This window comes from Lactiplantibacillus nangangensis (genome assembly GCF_005405065.1).
In the GTDB taxonomy this organism is placed as follows: domain Bacteria; phylum Bacillota; class Bacilli; order Lactobacillales; family Lactobacillaceae; genus Lactiplantibacillus; species Lactiplantibacillus nangangensis.
Genome location: NZ_BJDI01000020.1, coordinates 23059 through 45250, shown reverse-complemented (window position 1 = coordinate 45250; position 22192 = coordinate 23059). Strand labels below are relative to the sequence as shown.

The 22192-nt window shown below is 46.3% G+C and carries 19 protein-coding genes; 7 read left to right on the top strand and 12 right to left on the bottom strand.

From position 1 onward, the window contains the following. Positions 1 to 102 precede the first annotated feature (102 nt). The 3 genes from FFM70_RS13140 to FFM70_RS13130 form a co-directional block, all read right to left on the bottom strand. Positions 103 to 1299 carry a MalY/PatB family protein gene (locus FFM70_RS13140; RefSeq protein WP_137617297.1) on the bottom strand — a complete coding sequence of 399 codons (1197 nt, stop codon included), beginning with the start codon at positions 1297 to 1299 and terminating at the stop codon, positions 103 to 105. Between the two features lie 333 nt (positions 1300 to 1632). Further along, complete coding sequence (locus FFM70_RS13135) at positions 1633 to 2139, bottom strand: NUDIX hydrolase (protein WP_137617296.1); 507 nt, start codon at positions 2137 to 2139, stop codon at positions 1633 to 1635. Between the two features lie 217 nt (positions 2140 to 2356). Next, positions 2357 to 2995 (bottom strand): LVIS_2131 family protein, encoded by a 639-nt coding sequence (locus FFM70_RS13130; RefSeq protein WP_137617295.1) that lies wholly within the window; start codon positions 2993 to 2995, stop codon positions 2357 to 2359. A 188-nt stretch (positions 2996 to 3183) separates the two neighbouring features. Here FFM70_RS13130 and FFM70_RS13125 point away from each other — a divergent pair, with 188 nt between their 5' ends. Then, entirely contained in the window at positions 3184 to 3501 is a 318-nt protein-coding gene (locus tag FFM70_RS13125) for a hypothetical protein (RefSeq protein WP_137617294.1), read from the top strand. Positions 3502 to 3948: 447 nt separating this feature from the next. After that, positions 3949 to 4482: a histidine phosphatase family protein gene (locus tag FFM70_RS13120; RefSeq protein WP_137617293.1), complete on the top strand. Its 534-nt coding sequence runs from the start codon at positions 3949 to 3951 to the stop codon at positions 4480 to 4482. Positions 4483 to 4804: 322 nt separating this feature from the next. Here FFM70_RS13120 and FFM70_RS13115 read toward each other — a convergent pair whose 3' ends face one another. Next, positions 4805 to 6523 carry a glycoside hydrolase family 13 protein gene (locus tag FFM70_RS13115; protein WP_137617292.1) on the bottom strand — a complete coding sequence of 573 codons (1719 nt, stop codon included), beginning with the start codon at positions 6521 to 6523 and terminating at the stop codon, positions 4805 to 4807. A 153-nt stretch (positions 6524 to 6676) separates the two neighbouring features. On the opposite strand from FFM70_RS13115, the gene thrC reads away from it, so the two are divergent. Next, a complete protein-coding gene (gene thrC / locus FFM70_RS13110; RefSeq protein ID WP_137617291.1) occupies positions 6677 to 8170 on the top strand; it encodes a threonine synthase in 1494 nt (497 codons plus the stop codon). A gap of 21 nt (positions 8171 to 8191) precedes the next feature. Beyond that, positions 8192 to 8995: a Cof-type HAD-IIB family hydrolase gene (locus FFM70_RS13105; RefSeq protein ID WP_137617290.1), complete on the top strand. Its 804-nt coding sequence runs from the start codon at positions 8192 to 8194 to the stop codon at positions 8993 to 8995. A 651-nt stretch (positions 8996 to 9646) separates the two neighbouring features. Here the strand turns inward: FFM70_RS13105 and FFM70_RS13100 are convergent. The 4 genes from FFM70_RS13100 to FFM70_RS13085 are packed head-to-tail and all read right to left on the bottom strand — an operon-like array spanning position 9647 to position 11572. Further along, complete coding sequence (locus FFM70_RS13100) at positions 9647 to 10213, bottom strand: NUDIX hydrolase (RefSeq protein ID WP_137617289.1); 567 nt, start codon at positions 10211 to 10213, stop codon at positions 9647 to 9649. Between the two features lie 22 nt (positions 10214 to 10235). After that, positions 10236 to 10595, bottom strand: a complete 360-nt coding sequence (locus tag FFM70_RS13095; protein WP_137617288.1) for an HIT family protein — start codon at positions 10593 to 10595, stop codon at positions 10236 to 10238. A 9-nt stretch (positions 10596 to 10604) separates the two neighbouring features. Next, positions 10605 to 11351, bottom strand: a complete 747-nt coding sequence (locus FFM70_RS13090; RefSeq protein ID WP_137617287.1) for a 3-oxoacyl-ACP reductase — start codon at positions 11349 to 11351, stop codon at positions 10605 to 10607. Further along, complete coding sequence (locus FFM70_RS13085; RefSeq protein ID WP_137617286.1) at positions 11351 to 11572, bottom strand: DUF2829 domain-containing protein; 222 nt, start codon at positions 11570 to 11572, stop codon at positions 11351 to 11353. The genes FFM70_RS13090 and FFM70_RS13085 overlap by 1 nt, the downstream gene beginning before the upstream one ends. Before the next feature lie 530 nt (positions 11573 to 12102). Between FFM70_RS13085 and FFM70_RS13080 the strand changes: the two genes are divergently transcribed. The 3 genes from FFM70_RS13080 to FFM70_RS13070 all read left to right on the top strand — a co-directional run bounded on the left by FFM70_RS13080 (position 12103) and on the right by FFM70_RS13070 (position 15601). Then, positions 12103 to 13194, top strand: coding sequence for a DUF871 domain-containing protein (locus FFM70_RS13080; protein WP_137617285.1), 1092 nt, complete (start codon positions 12103 to 12105; stop codon positions 13192 to 13194). A gap of 14 nt (positions 13195 to 13208) precedes the next feature. Next, positions 13209 to 14393: a GNAT family N-acetyltransferase gene (locus tag FFM70_RS13075; RefSeq protein WP_137617284.1), complete on the top strand. Its 1185-nt coding sequence runs from the start codon at positions 13209 to 13211 to the stop codon at positions 14391 to 14393. Between the two features lie 200 nt (positions 14394 to 14593). Then, the gene (locus FFM70_RS13070) at positions 14594 to 15601 is read left to right on the top strand and encodes a S41 family peptidase (protein ID WP_137617283.1); all 1008 of its coding nucleotides are present in this window, start codon (positions 14594 to 14596) and stop codon (positions 15599 to 15601) included. A 157-nt stretch (positions 15602 to 15758) separates the two neighbouring features. Here FFM70_RS13070 and FFM70_RS13065 read toward each other — a convergent pair whose 3' ends face one another. The 4 genes from FFM70_RS13065 to FFM70_RS13050 all read right to left on the bottom strand — a co-directional run bounded on the left by FFM70_RS13065 (position 15759) and on the right by FFM70_RS13050 (position 22092). Then, a complete protein-coding gene (locus tag FFM70_RS13065; RefSeq protein ID WP_137617282.1) occupies positions 15759 to 16877 on the bottom strand; it encodes a phosphoenolpyruvate carboxykinase (ATP) in 1119 nt (372 codons plus the stop codon). 410 nt (positions 16878 to 17287) lie between these two features. Then, positions 17288 to 19003 (bottom strand): hypothetical protein, encoded by a 1716-nt coding sequence (locus tag FFM70_RS13060; RefSeq protein WP_137617281.1) that lies wholly within the window; start codon positions 19001 to 19003, stop codon positions 17288 to 17290. 188 nt (positions 19004 to 19191) lie between these two features. Continuing rightward, positions 19192 to 20637 carry a 6-phospho-beta-glucosidase gene (locus FFM70_RS13055; protein ID WP_137617280.1) on the bottom strand — a complete coding sequence of 482 codons (1446 nt, stop codon included), beginning with the start codon at positions 20635 to 20637 and terminating at the stop codon, positions 19192 to 19194. A gap of 15 nt (positions 20638 to 20652) precedes the next feature. Beyond that, positions 20653 to 22092 carry a 6-phospho-beta-glucosidase gene (locus FFM70_RS13050; protein WP_137617279.1) on the bottom strand — a complete coding sequence of 480 codons (1440 nt, stop codon included), beginning with the start codon at positions 22090 to 22092 and terminating at the stop codon, positions 20653 to 20655. Positions 22093 to 22192 lie beyond the last annotated feature (100 nt).

The window sequence follows — 22192 nt, the reverse complement described above, 5'->3', positions numbered from 1 at the left end:
CTTTTCAAAATTAAAAAACGTCCTCGGAATTTTAAGTTTTCCAAGGACGTATTTTATAGGCTCTTTGTCAAACGGCTGTTGATGAATGATCCTATGAGGGTTCTATTTCGTTAGTTCGTCTAAACAGCGGCAGATATTTTGAACGGCTTGATGGACGTATTTAGGATCAGTCGCTAAGTTCAAGCGGACAAAGCCTTTGTCGTTGGCACTGAACCACTCGCCAAAATCAACGGCTAAGCCGCATTTATCTTGAATGAACTCGCGCGTATATTCTGGCTTAACGTAAGGCCGAATATCCAACCAAGTTAAATACGTTCCTTGTAAATCGGCGACGACGATTTTCGGCGCATGGGCAGCCAATTCGGTCGTCAAATAGTGATAGTTATCGCGCACAATTTCCAAGATTTGATCTAGCCATTCAGCGCCGTATTTATAGGCGGCTTCCCCAGCAGTTTGACCCAAGATATTAGTTTCCGTCTGGTTAGTCATCTGGCTGTAGTCATCATAACGTTGGCGCAAGGTCGCGTTCGGAATAATGACGTGTGAATTCAGCAAACAGGCCACGTTGAAGGTCTTCGATGGTGAATTGAGCACGATCACATTATCAGCGAAACGCTGGTTAGCGACTGTTAACGCCGAAATGAATGGGTGATTTTCGGGGTCAATCTCTAAATCTTGGTGGATCTCATCCGACACCACAAGCACATGATACTGTTCACACAACGCCAAAAGCTTCGTTTCTTCGGCTTCGGTCCAGACGTGGCCCACGGGGTTATGGGGTGAACATTGAATAAACAAGCGGACTTCATTAGCCTTAATTTTCGCTTCAACGTCGTCAAAATCAATCGAATAACTCCCATGGTCATTGCGCAATTCCGACGTCACCAGTTGGCGATGGTTATCTTGAACTGCATTGAAAAATGGATAGTAGACTGGCGTTAAGATTAAGACGCCGTCGCCCGGTTGCGTATAGGCATTGACTAAGGCGTACAGTGAGTTAACCACGCCCGTCCCAAAACGAATCCAGTCCTTTTTTAGCGTCAAGCCGTGCCGCTGTTCTTCCCAATTGAAGAACGCGTCATAGTAGCTATCCGGCGTAAATGAATAACCGTAAACACCATGCGCCACCCGCTCCGTCAAGGCTTGCGTGACTTGTTCAGGCACCTTGAACTCCATATCGGCGACCCACATTGCAATCAAGTCCTTGTTGCCATAACGTTCATCCAACGCGTCCCATTTTAGTGAGTTGGTATTTAACCGATTCGTTGCGTATTTTTCAATAAATGCTGCTTGATCCATCTTAAAACTTCCCTTCGACCGTTCATGACCAAAATAAAAAACTCCGTCCTCATTACGAAGGACGAAGTTTTCACTCCGAGGTGCCACCTATCTTCACAGCTACTGCTGCCTCATTACCGCGCTAAATTAACGCTTAATCTGATATCGGCGACCAATCCGGACCAGCTGCGTCAACAACTGACCAACTCCGAGCTCATCTTCGCTAAAATCACCGCATCAATTTCCACCAACCATTGACTCGCTGTCGGGGCAATCTTAGTTACTCTTCTCATCAACGTTTCATTTTTTAAGTTATTTCTAACTTACAACGTCCATTACCGATTGTCAAGCAACCTAGTGCCCTAAAAATTGAGGCTGATCAGGAATCGCATAACTGGCAATCAACTGATCGGCAATCGGGAAAGTCCCCGTTTCCAAGTAACGTTTTGCCTGTAATACGAGTGGCGAACTGTTGCCCCAATTGAGTTGGTTTAACGACACGCGGGCCGCCCCAGCCGATAACGACTCAGTATACTTCGGCCGTTCCGTCAGCAGTTGCCCACCAACCGGTTCCAACAAGTAAAAGGTACTCAAAATCATCCGTACGCCGATCTCATCTTCAGCTGCCGGCAACAGCAAACGAAGCGTCCCTAATTGTTTTTCAATGGCTGTTTGTAAGCCTGTCTCCGTGGCAGTGATACTCGTCACGGTCTCACTCATCGTTTGGGTCATGGACACTGGCGCCGTGGCCAGGTCATAACGATTCTTAAATGGCCCCGTTAAGCATTTGTTGACGACTAAAGTGGTTTCATCCCCAATGACGCCACAAACGAATAGCGGTGTATCTTGCTCGACTATCATCGGTTCCGCTTCCTTCATCTGACATAACTTTTTTGATCATTAATCATAAAAATTGGCCAATTACCAAAATTTTGTGACAACATTAGTTTACCCCTTTATGAGACTGGCATAAACTAAAAACTATTTTAAATATAAATATTTAACAACTTTTAGCAATCCGTTAATTTTATTGCACCAAAAAGGCTGAGGTTTACCCCCAGCCAATCCTAATCTTTAATTATTGATTTTGAACATCGGTCGTATTAATAAATGATTGTGCCGGTACGCGGAGCAACCAACGGGTAACGGCTTGATGGCCGACTCGCACGCCTAACCCATTCATAAATGAGGGCTGATAGGTGGCAGTCATTTTAACCACGTAGGCATTTTCATGCTTGTTATCTTGTTTTTGTAACGCTTTTTGTGACCACGGAATCCCGGTATCCAAAACTTTGGCTTGTTTCAAACTACTGATCACGGTCGCTTTGTTGCTGGAGACCGTGTATTTTGCCCCTTTGACCCAATAGTTATAAACATGGACCGGCTTATTGCTCGTACTCCGATCCACAGCCACGTAGTAAGACCCTTCCGTCCCCACGCGCAAAACAAGCGGTTCGTAGCTATAGGTCACTTTGACCGCTTTCGTGTCCGATAAATTAACGTGGCGATTAAACGTCACATAGCCCATGCCGATGACTAACCCAAAGGCGATAATTAGCTCGATGCCGCTACCAATTAAATTACGCCATTCAAACGTATGCTTGCGCTCCACGATCATCTTAATGCGACGGACGCGGATATGATGAAATACCCAAACAAACACCGCCAAAGCAATAATCCAAGCAATGATTCCAATCCAGTTCCATGCAGAAGTCATTGATAGGCCAACCCTTTCCCTGTTTCATTGTTATTATTACCTAATTGTAAATAAATCAGGTCTAAATAACAAGTAATGCCACCAAACTTATTTACACAACTGATTGTGAAAATTATCACTGAGCTCTCCCAATGTAATCGAATTCATGGTAAAATAAAGTTATTAACTTGTAGAAAGAAGGAGTACCAATGATCGCAGCAATTATTTATTGGGTCGTTGTCGTGGGCTTAATCGTCTGGGGCGTTTGGATGGCCATTTTATCAGCATACTGGGCCGGCCAAAAACAAAATGGCAATATTTTCTTTATCGCAATTATGAACACTTTAGGCGCTTTAGCCGGTTTGTTAGTTTGGTGGGTCTTTAACAACCAACACTGGCAGTATTACTGGTTATCCAGCAACGTCAACACAACGAACTTGTTGGGTATCGTGCTGATCTGCTACGTTGTCTTGATCGTAATTGAATTCTTCCAAGGCCGCAGCATTAAACCAGCCGCAACTAAATAAAGTTGATTAGTCGCTCGAAATCTCATGGATTTCAGCGACTTTTTTTATTGGCGCGTGGTAGGTTCGTTGATTTGCGTTCGATTGCCGCCTACCGGTTGGGTCCGCTGAGGCTGGAACGCGGTGGATACGTTTCCGAGCCACACCCCGTCTCGTAAGCCGGCCTTTTTCTAAGCTGGACCAGCCCCTCCAGCTAAGAAAAATTTCACCGCTGAGCCTCAGCGACCCCAACCTCTCGGCTAAAGAACTACCCCGTTACCCCTAAAATTCAAAAGCTGACAATTAATAAATTTATAGTGATTTTTGGCGTCATAACCGTAAACCGACACCCCAGCTTTTAATCAATTTGGTACGAGTTAAATCCATAAAAAAATTTTGTAACTTAGATAATTTTGTTAAACGATTTAGGTGTCGGGCTTTTGGTAAAAATTTGTGAAAGTAGGCTTTAAGTTGAAAATTTATTTAATTCGCCATGGTGAACCTGACTATACCGATGTCACTAATCAGCACTACGTTGGGTACGGCCGCGACTTGGGTGGGTTGACGCCTGCTGGGGTGAAAATGGCCCAGCAGTGTGCGCAAAAACCGGAATTACAACAAGTCCAATTGATCCTGACATCACCCTTTACGCGCGCGATGGCGACCACGATTGAGATTGCTCGACAAGTTGCCGTGCCAGTGACCGTCGAACTCGACTTACATGAATGGCAACCCGACCGTACCGGGACGTTAATTGAAAACAATCGACAAGTCGCCCGCGCCTATACCCAATATAAACGGACGCCACATAGTCGCCCCGCTGACTTCCCCTACCCTTATGAAACCGCCGACGAAGTCCAAGCACGCGTCAACGCCGTCTTCGCTCGGTACGCCGCACACTATGACTGCATCGCCTGCATCACTCACGGCGAAGTCATGACCCAGTTGACCGGCCAACGAAGCTTTGACTATTGCGAAATTAAAGCTATTGATTATCCAAACTAATAATTTTAAATAAGGCTGAGGCAAAAAATAGCCTTTCAAAAAAGGGCCAGAACTTCTCGAATTGATAAGAAGTTCTGGCCCTTTTCACGTCTCAACTACCTTAAAAATCTAAACCCACTAATCTAGCCAGAGGTTGCCGCTGATGGTATCGGTCGTGATGGTGGCGTTTGGTCGGCTGATCTTTGGCCGGCCTTACACCACGGACTGGCCGGGACAATTGCGGTTTTGGCAACTGTTCCGGGCGAGGGGCAAGACGCTTCTCAGGCTTGGCCCGGTCCCACGGCCGCATGCCATCAGCGGCAACCGGCGGCGGAAGTCTAAACTAATCGACGGTCAATACAAATCCGTTTTCAGCAAGCACACTATCTTTCAAGCCATTAGCTAACACAATTTGACTATCCGAAACTGTCACAGCTGCTTGTCCCAAGTTAAACGTCCCCGAAACCGTCTGACCAGCCGTTTTACGTGTCAGCCGCAAGACATCAGCCGTAATCTGCCAACTCAATTGGCTGTCCGCTAAAAAGTCAGCCTGACTTTGCCGCCAAGTGACTAACTTGGTCACAAACGCCCGCATATCTAAATTTTGGTCAGCTGGTTGCCATGGCATGCAACGCCGATTGTCAGGGTCTGGTCCGCCAGCTAAGCCAACTTCCGTCCCATAGTACAAGCATGGTGTTCCTGGCAATAACATCAATAGCGTCAACGCGGCTTTAACTTGATCAACATTGTTATTCAGTACCGTCAACAAGCGCGCGGTATCATGCGTGTCGATGGCATTAAACATGACTTGCTGATTCGGTTGGCGATATTGCATCAACTGTAAATTGGTTTTGCCGACATAATCTTTTAACGTTAACTCGTGCTTAAACAACGCTAGGATCGGCTGCGTCAACGGATAATTCATAACCGCATCAAACTGGCCGTTGCTGACCAAGGCCTGACTGCTGTGCCAAGCTTCGCCCAACAAATAAACATCCGGCTTAACCGCGCGCAAGGCGCCACAGAGTTTGCGCCAGAAACCGTGGTCGACTTCATCCGCCACATCAAAACGCCAAGCATCGATGTTGTATTGTTCGATCCAATATTTCGTCACATCAATCAAATACTGCTGAACGGCCGGATTCTGCGTATTCACCTTCGGCATGGCTGCGCCGGTAGCAAACGTTTCATAGTTCAGCTCACCGGTCTTGGCATCACGACCAACTGGCCAATCATGGATGTGGAACCAATCAGCGAAGCGTGACTGCTGGCCATTTTTGATCACGTCTTGCCACTGCGGCGATTGGTCACCAAAGTGATTGAAGACGGCGTCTAGCATAACTTTCATGCCGCGCGCATGGGCTTGATCGACTAACTCTTGAAAATCTTTTTTCGTCCCAAAATGTGGGTCAATTTCGAAATGGTCGATCGTATCGTATTTATGATTCGATGGTGACGTAAAAATTGGGCAGAGGTACAGGCCGTTCACACCTAGCGCCGCAATATCATTCAAATGGTCAATGATGCCGCGTAAGTCGCCACCATAGAACGAATCACGTTTGACCGGGCCTTGGCCCCATGGTTGCACGTCGGCAGGGTCATTGGTCTGGTCGCCATTCGCGAAGCGTTCTGGAAAAATTTGGTACCAGACAGTATGCTTGACCCAAGCCGGTGGCAATTCCGCGTCACTCACGTGTAAGTAAGGCAGATGGAAGTAGCGACCAGCGACAGCCCAATTGGCGGCGGTATCATCAAAGAAGCCCTCATCGCCATAACCGATCGTCTGACCAGCTTGATCCGTCAACTTGAAAGCATAGATCGCCCGATTAGTCGGTAGCTCAACTGGGAGCGTCCAATATTGATTGGCCTGTGTGGCTAAGCCTTTTTGCATCGCCACATGGTGCATCGGCGCGCCCTCTTGCCACAAATACATATCCGCATAAGCTAGTTCAACTTGCGCCACATCATCAATCGCCGTCTGTAGCCGAATCAAGACTTGATGATCCGCTAAGATCGCCGTGTCCTCACTCTCAGGCCGGTGTAAAATTCCTGCTAATTGCATTTTGTTAACTCCTTCTATCGTAACCGGTTACATTTTCGTGAATTTAAATTGGTCTAATTCATGAAATGTCCGGGGCTTTTTCTTGTAAACGTCCCCGTTCGCGTCTAATTTAGTGTATCATTTAGACAAAATCAATTGAAAGGACGTTCATCCATGGAAACACTTTATCGCAGTACCCGCGAAACTGCAAGTCGCACTATGACTAGTTCGCAAGCGGTTTTACAAGGGCTCACTCCCGACGGCGGCTTATTTGTCCCCGTCAACTTACCGACCGCCCACTTTGACTTCGACCAACTCGCAACCATGTCCTACCAGGAAGTTGCCTACGAGGTGCTGAAATTATTCTTCACCGACTACACTGAAGCCGAGTTAAAAGCCTGCATTCAAGCGGCTTACGGGACTCAATTCGATGATCCTGCCATCGCCCCAGTGACGAAGCATGGGAAGCAGTACTATCTGGAACTCTTTCACGGCCCAACGATTGCCTTCAAGGACTTGGCACTACAAATTTTGCCACAGTTGATGACGACCGCTGCCAAAAAGAACCAGTTAGCCAGTGAAGTCGTGATTTTGACGGCCACTTCCGGTGATACCGGTAAAGCGGCCATGGCCGGATTCGCCGACGTCCCGCAAACCCGCATCATCGTGTTCTATCCCAAAGATGGCGTCAGCGCCATTCAAAAACAACAGATGATCACCCAAGCAGGCGAAAATACTTACGTTGTCGCCATCAATGGTAATTTTGACGAAGCACAGACCAAGGTCAAGGAACTGCTCAACGACCCCGACTTACACGCAAAGTTGGCCGCCAGCCAGTTCCAATTTTCAAGTGCCAATTCGATCAATATCGGCCGGCTCTTCCCACAAGTGGCCTACTACGTCTATGCCTACGCGCAACTGATCAAGCAAGGCCAAATCAAAAACGGCGATGAAGTCAACTTCAGTGTGCCAACCGGGAACTTCGGCGACATTTTGGCCGGCTATTACGCCAAACAACTCGGCACGCCGATTCACAAGCTGATCTGTGCGTCCAACCGGAATAACGTGTTGACCGACTTCTTTAATACCGGCGTTTATAATAAAAACCGCGACTTTTATTTAACCAGTTCACCATCGATGGACATTCTCGTTTCCAGCAACTTAGAACGCTTAATCTTCTATTTAACTGGTGAAGATCCGGTTCAAACCGCCAGCTTGATGGCTGACCTGAAGACGACCGGCCAGTACAGCTTGTCACCAGCCATGCGTCAAGCCATCAAAGACTTCTGGGCAGGCTTCGTTACGGAAGGCCAAGACCAATACGAGATTCATCATCTTTATGCGCGGCACCATTACACGATTGACCCGCATACGGCGGTCGCTTCCGCCGTTGCCAAGCAGTACCAGGCAGCCACGAAGGACCAGCGGCCAATGGTGGTCGTTTCAACGGCTAGTCCGTATAAGTTCCCACAAGCCGTCCTGACTGCGATTACTGGTGAAGACGTCACCGTTGACGGACTCGCTGCCGTTGATCAACTCCACGACTTGATCAAGACACCGATTCCAGCAACGGTCGAAAACTTGCGGGATGCCCCCGTCCGTCACAACAAAGTTACTGAAACGGCAGGCATGGGGTCCACGATTAAACAAATTTTAAATTTAAATTAGTTGGCAGAAAGGATTTTTGTCATGATTACGACGATTGCATTGGATTTAGATAACACACTACTAACTTCTGAAAAGACGATTTCGCCGCGCAACGAAACCGTCCTAAAACAACTGCATGGCGCTGGCATCCGCGTCGTGCTCTGTACTGGTCGGCCAATTAAGGCGATCCAGCCGCTCATCAAACAGCTCGGCTTAACCGAACCCGATGATTATTCGATTACCTTTAACGGCGGCCTCGTGCAACAGAACGCGACGAATGAAATTCTAGCTCGAACCAGTTTGAGCAAGGACGATTTAGCACCACTCCACGCTTATGCCAAAGAACTCGGCATTCCGCTAGATGTTATTGATTTGACTCAAGTCTACTCCTTAGTCGACCTCGGCAAGTCGCCTTATGAAGCCTTTTTGAAAGGCTTGATGCCATTTAGCGACATTAACTTTGAAGATTTACCAGCAGACGATCGTTTCGGTAAAGCGGTCAGTGCTTCGGCCAAAGCGGTTGATCATCGCGATCAATTGCCCGCTGAAATCAATGCCAAATTCCATGCCGTCCCATCGCGTCGTAATTTACTCGAATTTTTGCCGCAACACACGGATAAAGCAAGTGGTCTGAAACAATTACTCGCTCACTTTGGCGAAGATTACAGCAATTTGATGGCATTTGGTGACGAAGAAAACGACCTTGGGATGTTGGAAGCTGCCGAAGTCGGCGTTGCCATGGACAATGCGATTCCGGCAGTCAAAGCCATCGCGACCGACCACACCTTGAACAACGATGCCGATGGCGTGGCGGTGTTCTTGGAGCAGTATTTCGGACTAGTTTAGATTGAGCTAATTTCCGCTCCGGGTGGACTGGCATGAGGCTGGAACGTGGTGGCCACGGTTGTGAGCCAAAAAGCGGTCTCACAAGCCGGGCTTTTACTAAGTCGGGAAAACCACCCAACTAAGTAAAATTTCACCACTGAGCCTCATGCCAGCCCACCCTGCGCTCGATTAACCGCAACTATTTGTTATAACCACTAATACTAATTAGCTGATAAATCAATTTGTATAACTCAAAAATGCTTGCCTCAATCAACTTCGATTGGGCAAGCATTTTTAGTTTCATCTTCTAAATGTTTTATAACTTGAAATTCGTTTTAGTCCCTGTGATAACTAGTCCTAATTAAACTTATGTCCTTCAACTATGCTCATCAATCAGAGCAAATACGCTAAAACCCATTTTGCTTATTTCTTACCTTTGAAGGTATGCATATTCATCTTAAATCTACGATATAGTCGGAGGTTGCCACTGATGGCATCGGTCGTGAAGGTGGCGTTTGACCGGCTGATTTTTGCCGATCTTACACCACGGACCGGTCGGGACAATTGCGGTTTTGGCAACTGTTCCGAGCGAGGGATAAGACCGCTTCTCAGGCTTAACCCGGTCCCACGACCGCATGTCATCAGCGGCAACCGGAGACGGCAACTTTACACTTAGTCTTTCCGAATGAAATTCAAATACCAAGTAATCGCACAGATGCCTTGGGCTGACCGAATCTTCCCAGCTTTTAACAAGTCGATCACGTCAGTCAACGGCACAAGTTGCGTATTCACATATTCGTCATGGTCAAAGTGACGTTCACCGTGTTCACTTGGATCGATGTGCGTCAAAATCAGGCTCACCGCTTCATTCGTAAAACCTTCCGAAGAACTGATGGTCGTCATCACTTCACTATCATGCGCAATATAGCCGGTTTCTTCTTGCAATTCACGTTTAGCCGCCGTCAGTGGATCTTCGCCAGCGTTAATTAAGCCGGCTGGCAACCCGATTGTTTCAGAGTTCCGACCGACCCGATATTCCGAACCTAACACGACTTGGTCATCCGCCGTGAGCGCCAAAATCGTGACCGCATTGCCGTGATCGATCAAATCGCGTTCCACTTCTAAGCCATCCGGCGTCTTGATTGTTTCTTTGACCAGCTTAAAAATTGGCCCGCTGTAAACTTGTTGTTTGCTTAGCACGGTGCCTTTACGGCCAGCCTTATCTAGTGCATTTGTCATTGAAAAGTGCCTTCTCTCAATCCTATTTTTCAGCCGGCAACATCTTACGAATGCCACCTTCCGGATGCGGCGTATCGCCGTGATAGCGCGGAATCAAATGCACATGGCAGTGCATCACCGTCTGTCCAGCCGCCGCACCAACATTAATGCCAATATTATACCCATCCGGCTGGTAATGCGCAGCCAAATAATCTTTCGCATCGTCAATCAAAGCCGCCATCGCTTGGCGATCAGCGGCCGGAACGTCGAAATAAGTGGCGTAATGGTGTTTAGGGATAATTAATAAATGGCCCCGACTAACCGGGTGGATATCAAAAAACGCCGCTGCCAGCTCGTTTTCGAGGACGTATGGTTGTGGTTGACAAAAAATACAGTCCGTCATAACACTCACCTACTTTTCTAGCCAACCGCCATCGATTGGGGTGACGGTGCCATGAATATAGTCAGCGTGCCTGCTGGCCAAAAATAACGTTAAGTCCGCCACTTCACTCGGCTGAGCCCAACGTTTGGCTGGCGTTTCACTTGCGACCCATTTAGCCATCTTCGCGTCACCCGCAAAGTCCGCGGCGTTCATCGGCGTATCGATTGCGCCCGGGGCAATACAGTTCGCCCGAATACCTTGGGCGGCGTAATCCAAATCGAGTTGCTTCGTATAGCCAATAATAGCATGCTTGGCCGCGGTATAAGCCGCACCACCGCCACCTGCGACAAGCCCCGCAATCGACGCCATGTTCACGAAAACGCCGTGTTTAGCTTGTAGCATCGCTGGTAAAACCGTATTGGTCACAATAAATTGGCTCGTTAAATCGGTCGCTAAAATCGACTGCCACTGGGTTAAGCTCGTGTCCAAAGTCGGGCGATACGCATCCAATTTACCCGCCGTATTGCAGACAATCGTGGGTTGACCCAGTTCAGCCACCCCCGCTTTAATTGCCGCGACCAACGCTACTTCATCACAGACATCCGCAACTTGGTAGTTTAACGCGGTGGTACTAACGAGTCCGGCTGGTTGGAGTTGTCGATCAATGGCGATTACGTTCGCTCCTTGCGCCAAGAAAGCTTGGGTTTGTGCCAAGCCGATGCCAGAAGCGGCGCCGGTCACGAGAATCGTTTGGCCTTGATACTCGCTAAATTGCATTAGTCGACCAATTGCCAGTCTTCGGCTAAAATATCGCAATCTGTTGGTGACCATAAGCTAAAGGCTTCGTCAGCGGTCTTGATCAAGAAATAAGGATTCAACACGTCACCTTGATAGGTCGTGGTTGGTTGTAAAACCACATACAATTCGGTCCCTTCCCAGCCAGTTCGAACGGCCTTTTGACCTTTTTTCAACGCGGGTAATACTGCTTCAAATGTCATCATTTTTCCTCCATAATTGTGATTAATTTGCCACTCTGGGTGGTCTGAAATCGGCTGGAACGTGGTGGCCACAGTTGTGAGCCAAAAGGCGGTCTCACAAGCTGGGCTTTCACTAGGTCGGCAAACAACGCCAACCTAGTGAAATTTCACCACTGAGCCAATTTCAGCCCACCCGCCGTTAGGTTAGTTAAAAATGTTGAACGGTTAGCTAGCCGAGAGGTTGGGGCCTAAAACGCTCAGCCGTGAAATTTTCCTTAGTGCGGGTGGGTTTTGCCCGGACTTAGGAAAAGGCCAGTTTTAAAGACCGCTTTTTGGCTTTAAAATGGCCCACAGCGTTCCAGCGTTTTAGGCCCCAACCGGCAGGCGGCAAAGCAAACTATAATATAATACTCAAATCGTAGCATAATCCTAGCGATAAAAACAGCGCTCAAATTTGTACCAACAAATTTCACTTTTCCGCTGGTACGGACCAATCAATCATGCTACAATGAAAGCGAATACAACTACGACTATTATGGAGGAATTATTTTATGAGTAAACTTGGCGTATCCGTCTATCCTGAACGGTCTACCTTTGAAAAGGATGCTGCTTATTTAGATTTGGCAGCGAAGTATGGTTATCAACGCGTCTTCACCTCACTGCTTGAAATCAAGGGTGACAAAGATGAAGTGGTCGCAAACTTTAAAAAAGTTATCACTTATGCCAACAAACTTGGCTTACAAGTGATGGTCGACGTGAACCCCGGTTTATTCAAACAACTAGGCGTTTCTTATGACGACCTGTCATTCTTCCACAATTTAGGTGCTTGGGGTGTCCGTTTAGACCTTGGCTTTACTGGCCAAGAAGAAGCCCGCATGACCCACAACGAATATGGCATCAAGATCGAAGTTAACATGTCTAAAGGAACCCACTACGTCGATACGATCATGGACTTCTACCCTGAAAAAGATAACTTGTTGGGTTCACATAACTTCTACCCACAACAATATACCGGCTTAGGCTATAACTACTTTGTCGAAACGTCGCAACAATACCGCCACTACTGCATCAACACCGCGGCCTTCGTTTCTTCAAACGACGCCACTTATGGTCCTTGGCCAATGCAAGATGGTCTCTGCACCTTGGAAGATCACCGGGGCTTACCAATTGCGACCCAAGTTCAACATTTGAAAATGACCGGCTTAATCGATGACGTGTTAATTGGAAACGCCTATGCCAGTGAAGCCGAATTGAAGGCTGCTAGTGAAGTCTTCTTCAGCCCACTCCCCTTGTTACACGTTGAGACACCAGCTGACTTGTCGGACGCTGAAAAAGCAGCGCTCTTCAATCAATCGCAAACCTATCGTGGCGACTGTTCCGACTACGTCATCCGTTCTTCACAGACGCGAGTCATCTACAAAGATGAAGCCTTCCCAGCCCACCATACTGATGATGTCCATGTTGGCGATGTCTTAATCGATAACGACCAATACGGCCAATACAAAGGCGAAACCCAAATTGCGTTACGCGATTTCAAGAACACCGGTCGGATCAACGTGGTTGGTCATATTCCAGCTGAAGAACACCCAATTATGGGCTTATTAGTGCCTTGGATGGACTTCAAATTTTTACCTGCTAACTAAGGAAGGGGTAACTGATGACGGAAAATTTACGGTTAACGACTGATGAGGACCGCGAAGCCTTTTATCAGTTATACCAATATGCCTTTAATCGCGACGATACGCCTGAACGACGGGCGTTCTTCATGGACCGCTACCAACACGGCTGGATCTACGGCTTACATGACCATGACAAATTAGTCAGTGGTTTGTATAGCCTACCGTTTCAGGTCAACTTTCACGGCGTCACCTATCAGATGAATGGGATTGGCGACGTGATGAGTGCGCCAGAATATTCTGGTCGTGGTGGTGCGGGAAAATTACTCACAGCGGCGCTCAACGAAATGGCCACAAAAAAAGTTGCCTTATCCTATCTGGCCCCATTTTCATATGGTTACTATCGGAAATTCGGCTATGAACAGACTTTCAACCATGCGACTCAAACGATTGCCGCTAAAGACTTACCACGGCTTAAGCCAAGCGACTTCAGTGGCACAGTGACGCGTTACGGTAACGAAGGCTTGGCGTTAGTTAACGACTTTTATGCCGCTCAGCCAATCAATCAGCGTGGCGGCGTGATTCGGCCAGCTTGGTGGTTACACTATCTCAGTCTGAAACATGACTGGTCAGTCGCCATCTATCGCAATGCGAGTGACCAAATTGAAGGGTATCTGATTTATGAACGGCAAGCCACTAATTTTGCCATCCAAGAATGGACGACCAGCACGCCAGTCGCGTTTGAACGGCTCGCTAACTTTGTCACGAAGCATGGCACCTCATTTGAAACGTTCAGTTATGAGGGACCGAGTGACGAACACGGCTTAGATTTGTTAGCTGATCCTTACCCACTGACCGTCAAGACAACGCCTTACATGATGGCGCGAATCGTTTTACTCCATGCCTTCATCAAACGGTATCCATTTGCCGGTGGCGACTTAGCCCCAATTCGGTTAGCCGTGACCGATGAGACCTTGGCGCAAAACCAAGGTATTTGGGAGCTACAGGTGACGGCCGACAAAGTGACGATGAATCGCGTCACCACCGATCTCACGAAGCGTTCAGATTTGCAACTAAGCATTCAGCAATTGACGAAAGCCCTATTTGGCACCCGTTCACTAGCTAGCGAATGGCAACACGGCCAAATTACCGGTGACATCGCCGCAGCGAAACGATTGGACCACGTGCTAGTACATGAAGCACCGGCATTGATCGATTACTTTTAACGAATTCTAAAACGTCTTCACGAGGCTGTTCAGCTTTGTGAAGACGTTTTTTTGATACGGAATTTTGCTTAACAGTCGTTACCTCAATCTGTTTTGATTAGTAAAGACTATTTTGAAGAAAACAGGTTGTAATCACCAGTCAGGGTGTTATATTGATTGTGAATAGATGAACATGATTATAACGGATTGAAGGTGCTGGCATGATTAGTTACATTTCAAAAAAGTTGTTCACTGGTATAGCCGTGACAATCCTCGGCTTAACAATTTCAGGCTGTACTAAGCCAAAAGAGTCCAAGCCCGCTTTTGATGCGACTCCTGCTATCACGATGATGTCTAAGGAAGGCCTCATTGAAGATTCACAAGCATGGGAACAAGTCCTCAAACAAACCGATCATGGGAAGAAAATTAAAACCGTCAAAGAGCTGAGTAAAGCGCTGTCTGCTGGTAATTCTCATTCTTGGGCTGTCTCATCATTGGGAAAAATCGAACACATCACCCAGCCGTCAACCACAACTGTCGGACAACTTAAGATCATTAACGTCCCCGCTTTTTACACTAATAGTGCTAAAAAAAGACAACGCTACGTCAAAACATTAACGAAACAAGTCCAACAAGTGCGTCATGATCACAGCATCATCTTGAATTTTGTGCACAACACCGGTGGCGACGTGTACCCAATGGTGGCCGGCCTAAGCGCGTTAATTCCAAATGGCACGCTATGGTCTGATGTCGACAACCACGGCAAAGCATTCAAAGTACGACTGACAAAACATCAGGTCACTGGTGGCATGGCGCATGATTCTGAACCGTTGGCGTCGACGGGTAAATTATTAAATAAGCGGATTTATGTCATTACCGACCAAACAACCGCCAGTGCGGCGGAATTTACGATTATTGCCCTCGCACACAATCCCCGCGTGACGATTGTTGGTCGCGACACAGCTGGCGCAACTAGTCAAAATAAGACCGTCGTTATTGGCCAACATCAAGCCGTTGCCGTGATTACAGTTGGCAGCATCACCACCTCCGCTCCCATTAACGGTAAGCAAACATTCAATAACGACCCGATTTCACCGACATTTCTGCCGGTTTATGCGCCTATGCCAGCTACTGATAAGGCCGACTATACCAAGCAGCAACCACTGGATAAAGATTTTCTGGCTGAATTAGCCGCTAAAATTAAAAGCGATGCAGCACTAACGTCTTAGCATTTCCATCTACTCGACTAAAAACTAATAGCACGCTGATTACCCAATCTATTCATGAGTAATCAACGTGCTATTAGTTTAATCAATCCTAAGTAAAAAATCCTAGTACAATTAATCGTTAATTCAAGCGTGGTAAAGTTTAACGGCCTATTTCTGACTACCGGATTCTATTCTGAATTGCAGACAATAGCACGTCTTTCCCCCCCGAATACCTCACGGAAATTGCTTCCGTATCAAGTAGCCGATTACGCAACAGGTTTACACGAGTCTGATTCACGCATGCTAATCGTTTTTGAATAATTGAAGACCAAGGGACATTATTACCAACAATAATGCCCCGATAGTTATTTTCCAGCTCACGTTTCAACCGTAACTGGCTAAGCTGATTAGTTTTTGTTAACAAGTTTTCACCAATTTTTGGAAATAGGATTGTCCCCAGTCTCACCCATCCTGAGACAAGGTTGACGTGAAATCTTTTAGCAAGATTTTGCCAATCCAGTTCTGGTTTTAAGTGCGTCTGCCATAACTCATGATCACTCAAATTCGCCATTTTAGGCGGAATGATATCTCTCAGTTGGCTAAATTTTGCTGCTGTCCCAAAACCAACATTGATGCTTTCCGGTGTTCCTTTCACAAAAACCTCACCATCAATCATTTTAGCGAAAGTCAAATCGTTGCTAACCAAATCATAACCTGCAGCAAGTAGGTTAACCAAAGTAGTCGTTTTGCCTGCGCCTTTATCGCCACAAATTAAAATTCCTTTACCATCCTGACTCATGGCACAAGCTGAATGTAACAAAATGGCCGGATTATCATTGACTTGCGTTAGCCCATAAATTAATTCATCACGAATAACGCGCTTGCAAGCTTGGTTGTAATGCGAGCTGTTCGAAAAGATGGTAATTTCATTATTTTTGGCCTGAATAATACTATGATTCTGTGGATCATAGACGAAATTTTCACAATCAGAAATGGGGACTGCAAGTTTCTGATAAACTTTATTTTCACTCAGAGAATAATGCTTAATCTTTTGTACCTGTGTGAACAAGCCTGCAAATTTTTCAATGTCATTCAGCATAAAACAATACACGTTAAATTGAGGAGGGTTATCTTCCACTGAATTCAAAAAATACGGGGCTAAATGTTGTGTTAAATAGTCTTCAAAGGAACTGTTTTCAAAGTAAACGTTCAAATAATCTGCGTTTAAACAGTGTAAGTCTGCTTGCTTTTTAAGTTTCACCGATAGTTCTTCTAGCTCACGGAATTGTTCTACCATCGCTAACCCCTTCTATCAAACTGCTCCAACAAACCCATATGACTGACAAGAAATCACTTTGCTTGGTTGCAAAGTAATTGTACTCGCTCTGTCTCTTTTTACTCAAATGAAGTTTCAGTTCTAAATTTGGCCCAAAAAAGGAACCAATTCAAAACTGAATTGATTCCTCATCCATTGAGACATAGATTATCTTTCAAACTATTTTAGTAATCATTAATGAATCGACCAACCTTTATTCAAAAGTCGATCTATTCAGCGTAGGGCGGACTGGCATACTGCTCAGTGGTGAAATTTTACTTAGTTGGGTGCTTTTCCCGACTTAGTAAGAGCCCGGCTTGTGAGACCGCCTTTTGGCTCACAACCGTGGCCACCACGTTCCAGCGGTATGCCAGTCCGCCCGAAGCGGCAACTTAACGTACCATCTGCATGATTTCAGGGCCTTTGTTGGTCAATAAGTACCCAGCATTCGTGTTGTGCTTAAACATCAAGCCTTCAAATTCACGATTGCCTCTAAAGTTGGTGGCACTCACATCACTAGTCCGTAAGTTGCCGATTTTAGACGTTGGCACTGAGAAAATGCTGTCGTCTGAAACAACATAGAAACGGCCGTCCCGTGGATTGTAGCTGGCTGATTGCACGACACCACCTGGCGCGCGCCGTAAGCCTTGCATGACTAACTTGAAATGCACGTTATTGGTACCCAGTTGTCCTTTGTAGAACTTAACCGAGTTCTTAGGGGCCCATGAGGTGCTGGCTGTTTGCGTCCAGAAATAAGCATTCCCAGCGTTATCAAAGGTCAAGGTGCTTCCCATGTGAACGTTGGAATTCAACTTAAAGTTGACCGAAGCATCGGGCTTCAAAGTGTTTTGATTCAAACGTTGCGCTGTGGCAGTCAAACTATCCTTGTACGCTTTAATGAACCACAATTCATTCGTCTTTGGATTTAACGCCAATGATTGCACATGTCCAGACTGGAATTTTGGTCCCACCGTCATATACGATGGTTTCGCAATCTTACCATGGAAGTAGGCATTGGTATCTTGACGTAAAGTCCGAATAGCGCCGTTTCGAGTCACCGCAGCCCAATCATAGCGAATGACCCAGCCAGTCCGATTAGCCATGATCTTCGTTGATTCCTTTGGATCGTTATACATCACATATAAATACCGGTCATTCTTCGAGAAAGCGGCACTTTGTGGATCACCAAATACGGCTTGGCTTGAGAAACCAGGATAGTCAATTGGTAAGTAAACAGCCGTCTTAAACGAATACCGACTCGCAGCATCCGCCGTACTCCGTAAACGACTGATCGTGCCAGCCTTAGTTTCAAAATGCGCTGGCACATTGAACGTTGCACTAGTCCCGTAATTTCTAGGCTTTGGCATCACGTATTGGGCACCCACATTAACGGTTGAGAAGTTTTTGCCAGAATAAGCTGACAAGACATTGCCGCTCGTTTGATAGTAGCTGATGCCATTACTTGTGCGAACTTTCTTAGTCGTGCCAAATGGCTTCGGCTTTGGTGCCGTCTTCAAATAACTGTGCCAAGTCCACCCATGGGATTTGCCACTAGTAATATAGTCATATTGGTAAGCTTTACCAGATTTATAAATCGTTCGCGTCTTTGAACGTGTATATGTCGCCGAAGCAGACAACGTGGTACCTTTGCCAAATTTGACATAATTATTATTGCCACTAATATTGAAATACTTACCAGTTTTGGCGCGCTTGTAACGCCCAGAACTCCGTTTCGCATTTTGACCCTGGAAATTCTTACCAGCTTTCAAATACGATGGCTTAACCCAGCCAGTCGCCCCGTTCTTGGCATTTCTAACATAATAATAAGTGGTGGACTTGCCTTTACGCTTCAACGTCATCGTCTTAGTCTTCATCCAAGTCGTTGACCGATAGTTCTTCAAAGCATGGTTCGCCCTTAAAGTAGTCTTCTTAGCAGACCCTTTAAGCTGATAAGTACTCCCCGCGTTACTTTTGGCATAATAGGGCCGACTAGCAACTGAATGCTGCTTTGACCGCTGATAAGTTGTCGCCGCATCCGCATTCAATGCCGGTGTTAAAGCGGTACAACTAATCAGTAACCCCAACCCAATTTTACTTTTCCAATTCAAAACGTTACCCCCTCAAAGCATTAAAAACGGCGACTTGTAAGCGCAAACTTTTACCTAAGACGCCATTTTCAACCTTTGTAAATATTTATATATTCATAACATAATAGTAGCACTTTTAGTCACAAAAGAGGTCACCTTACTGATTAAATTAGACCTCAGTATGGTGACCTCAGTTATTCAAAAATTAATTATTTAATATCCGCACCGTTCGTCTTGATGACTTTTTGGTACCAGTAGAAGGAATCCTTCTTAGAACGGTCTAACGTCCCCTTGCCATCGTCGTCTTTATCCACGTAGATAAAGCCATAGCGTTTGGACATCTGACCAGTCCCGGCGGAAACTAAATCGATACAGCCCCAAGGGGTATAACCGATCAAGTCGACACCGTCTTCATTGACCGCTTTGATCATTTGATCAATGTGTGCCCGCAAATAATCAATCCGGTATGGATCATGAATCGACCCATCAGCTTCAACTTTGTCACGCGCGCCCAACCCGTTTTCGACGATCATCATTGGCTTGTTATAACGGTCTTGCAACCAGTTCAAGGAATAACGTAAGCCTTCGGGATCAATTGGCCAATCCCATTCGCTCGTCTTTAAATAAGGGTTATCAACGGCTTCTGTGCCGACAAAGTGGTAACTTGGATTATCTTTTTTCGCTTCGACCGTATTGGAGTTGTAGTAACTGAACCCAATATAGTCAACGGTCCCTTCGGATAAGACTTCGCGGTCTTCCGAAGTAATGTCTGGCCGGAAACCAGTTTGTTTGAAGTAGGCTTCCATATTACGTGGGTAGTAGCCCCATGATTGGACATCCGCAAACCAGTAGCGCCGTTGCATGGCCTTTTCCGCCTGCATAATATCGGCAGGTTTCGCAGTCAAAGGATAAATTGGGGTCATATTGATCATATTCCCAATCTTAAAGTTAGGATTGATCTTATGCCCAATTTTAACCGCCAACGCACTGGCAACCACTTCATAATGCGCCGCTTGATACATCAATGCTTCAGCGTCGGGATCGTCTGGCTTCAAAACTAAACCAGAGTCAGTCGCCATTAGGAACTGGTTCGTGTACGTGGTTTGGTTATTGATTTCGTTAAAAGTCATCCAATACTTAACTTTATTCCGATAGCGTTTGAAGACTGTTTCAGCGTAATGCACGAAGTAGTCGATGACTTTCCGGTTCCGCCAGCCACCGTACTTTTCAACTAAATGGTATGGCATTTCAAAGTGTGCCAAGGTGATGACCGGTTCAATACCATACTTCAAGCAAGTATCGAACATGTCATCGTAAAACTTCAACCCAGCTTCGTTTGGCTCTGGGTCATCACCGTTAGGGAAAATCCGCGTCCAAGCAATCGAAGTCCGGAAACATTTGAAGCCCATTTCCGCAAAGAGCTTGATGTCTTCCTTGTAATGGCCGTAAAAATCAATCCCAGCGTGGTTGGGATAATTCTTACCCGCAATCACACCGTCAGTAATTTCACGAGGGACACCATTGGCACCGGCCGTCATGACATCTGCCATGCTGACACCTTTACCACCAGCTTGCCAGCCACCTTCTAGTTGGTGTGCGGCAACCGCGCCGCCCCATAGAAAGTCTGAACGTAACCCACTTTTAGTAGTTGTCATCGAAATACGCTCCTTCTATAAATTCTCGCCGTCGCTCGCAATCACATCTTTATACCAGTTAAAGGAATCTTTCTTCGACCGGTCAAAGCTACCTTCACCGTTGTCATCCGCATCCACGTAAATGAAGCCATAGCGTTTGGCCATTTCGCCGGTGCTGGCTGAGACTAAGTCAATGCAGCCCCATGGGGTATAACCGATTAAGTTAACGCCATCTAACGCTACAGCCTCTTCCATCGCCTTAATGTGATCACGGAAGTAACTGATCCGGTAGTCATCATGGACACTCCCGTCAGCTTGCTTCTTATCATAAGCGCCGAAACCATTTTCAACGATAAATTGTGGTAAGTGCCAACGATCTTCCATCCAGTTCATGGCGTAACGCAACCCAGTTGGATCAATTTGCCAACCCCAGTCGGACTTTTCAACGTATGGATTTTCAACAAAGTCATCGGGTTCTTTGAAGTCGTATTCAGGATCGTCGCCTTGGTCCTTTGTGACGAAGGACATGTAGTAACTAAAGCCGACGTAATCAACGGTTCCAGCCTTCAACGTCGCCAAGTCAGCGGCGGTAATGTCCATATCGAAACCTTTACGTTCAAAGTACTTAGGTAACCAAGCTGGATATTCGCCACGACAATGCACATCGCCGAACCAGTAACGTTTCTGCATAGCACGCTCAGCCATCATGATATCTTGTGGCTTAGCGGTCAATGGATAGATTGGGCACATGGCGATCATGCAACCGATTTGGAAATCAGGGTTGATTTCATGACCAGCTTGAACCGCTAACGCACTCGCAACCAATTCATAATGGGCCGCTTGATACATGGCTTGTTCCCAGTTATCATGCTTGCCGAGTTCCAAGCCAGAGTTTTGCAACAATGGATGTGGATCGGACCAAGCTGTTTGGTTGTTGATTTCGTTAAAGGTCATCCAATACTTGACCTTATTCTTGTAACGTTTGAAGACAGTTTTAGCAAAATGTAAGAAGAAGTCGATCATCTTCCGATTTGAAAAACCACCGTATTCCTTAACAAGATGATAAGGAATTTCAAAGTGAGATAACGTGATGACTGGTTGAATGCCATGCGCTAACAAGTCGTCAAACATATCATCATAGAACTTCAAACCAGCTTCATTTGGTTCTGCTTCGTCACCATTTGGGAAGATTCGTGTCCAGGCAATTGAGGTCCGGAAACATTTAAAGCCCATTTCTTCAAATAGCTTAATATCTTCTGGATAGCGATGGTAAAAATCGTTACCCCAATGATTAGGATAAATTTCACCATCTTTAACGCCATCAGTGACTTTCCGTGGCACACCATTCCGGCCAGCGGTCATGACATCTGCGATACTGACCCCTTTGCCACCGGCATTCCAGCCGCCTTCTAATTGATGCGCAGCGACCGCACCGCCCCAAAGAAAGTCTTTGGGCATCTTGTATCCTGTTGCCATAGTTGCATCCTCCTAATATTTCTATGTTTTTGTTTGAAAAATTTACTTATATAAATTGAGTTTGAGATAGTGGTTACTTGCCGCCTGCCGGGTGGGTGCG

Coding starts and splice junctions, on each gene's coding strand:
- FFM70_RS13095 (WP_137617288.1), bottom strand. CDS start 10,595: ATGACGGACTGTATTTTTTGTCAACCACAACCATACGTCCTCGAAAAC.
- FFM70_RS13130 (WP_137617295.1), bottom strand. CDS start 2,995: ATGACTTCTGCATGGAACTGGATTGGAATCATTGCTTGGATTATTGCT.
- FFM70_RS13065 (WP_137617282.1), bottom strand. CDS start 16,877: ATGGTAGAACAATTCCGTGAGCTAGAAGAACTATCGGTGAAACTTAAA.
- FFM70_RS13085 (WP_137617286.1), bottom strand. CDS start 11,572: ATGACATTTGAAGCAGTATTACCCGCGTTGAAAAAAGGTCAAAAGGCC.
- FFM70_RS13055 (WP_137617280.1), bottom strand. CDS start 20,637: ATGACAACTACTAAAAGTGGGTTACGTTCAGACTTTCTATGGGGCGGC.
- FFM70_RS13125 (WP_137617294.1), top strand. CDS start 3,184: ATGATCGCAGCAATTATTTATTGGGTCGTTGTCGTGGGCTTAATCGTC.
- FFM70_RS13140 (WP_137617297.1), bottom strand. CDS start 1,299: ATGGATCAAGCAGCATTTATTGAAAAATACGCAACGAATCGGTTAAAT.
- FFM70_RS13135 (WP_137617296.1), bottom strand. CDS start 2,139: ATGATAGTCGAGCAAGATACACCGCTATTCGTTTGTGGCGTCATTGGG.
- FFM70_RS13090 (WP_137617287.1), bottom strand. CDS start 11,351: ATGCAATTTAGCGAGTATCAAGGCCAAACGATTCTCGTGACCGGCGCC.
- FFM70_RS13100 (WP_137617289.1), bottom strand. CDS start 10,213: ATGACAAATGCACTAGATAAGGCTGGCCGTAAAGGCACCGTGCTAAGC.
- FFM70_RS13115 (WP_137617292.1), bottom strand. CDS start 6,523: ATGCAATTAGCAGGAATTTTACACCGGCCTGAGAGTGAGGACACGGCG.
- thrC (WP_137617291.1), top strand. CDS start 6,677: ATGGAAACACTTTATCGCAGTACCCGCGAAACTGCAAGTCGCACTATG.
- FFM70_RS13075 (WP_137617284.1), top strand. CDS start 13,209: ATGACGGAAAATTTACGGTTAACGACTGATGAGGACCGCGAAGCCTTT.
- FFM70_RS13080 (WP_137617285.1), top strand. CDS start 12,103: ATGAGTAAACTTGGCGTATCCGTCTATCCTGAACGGTCTACCTTTGAA.
- FFM70_RS13105 (WP_137617290.1), top strand. CDS start 8,192: ATGATTACGACGATTGCATTGGATTTAGATAACACACTACTAACTTCT.
- FFM70_RS13070 (WP_137617283.1), top strand. CDS start 14,594: ATGATTAGTTACATTTCAAAAAAGTTGTTCACTGGTATAGCCGTGACA.
- FFM70_RS13050 (WP_137617279.1), bottom strand. CDS start 22,092: ATGGCAACAGGATACAAGATGCCCAAAGACTTTCTTTGGGGCGGTGCG.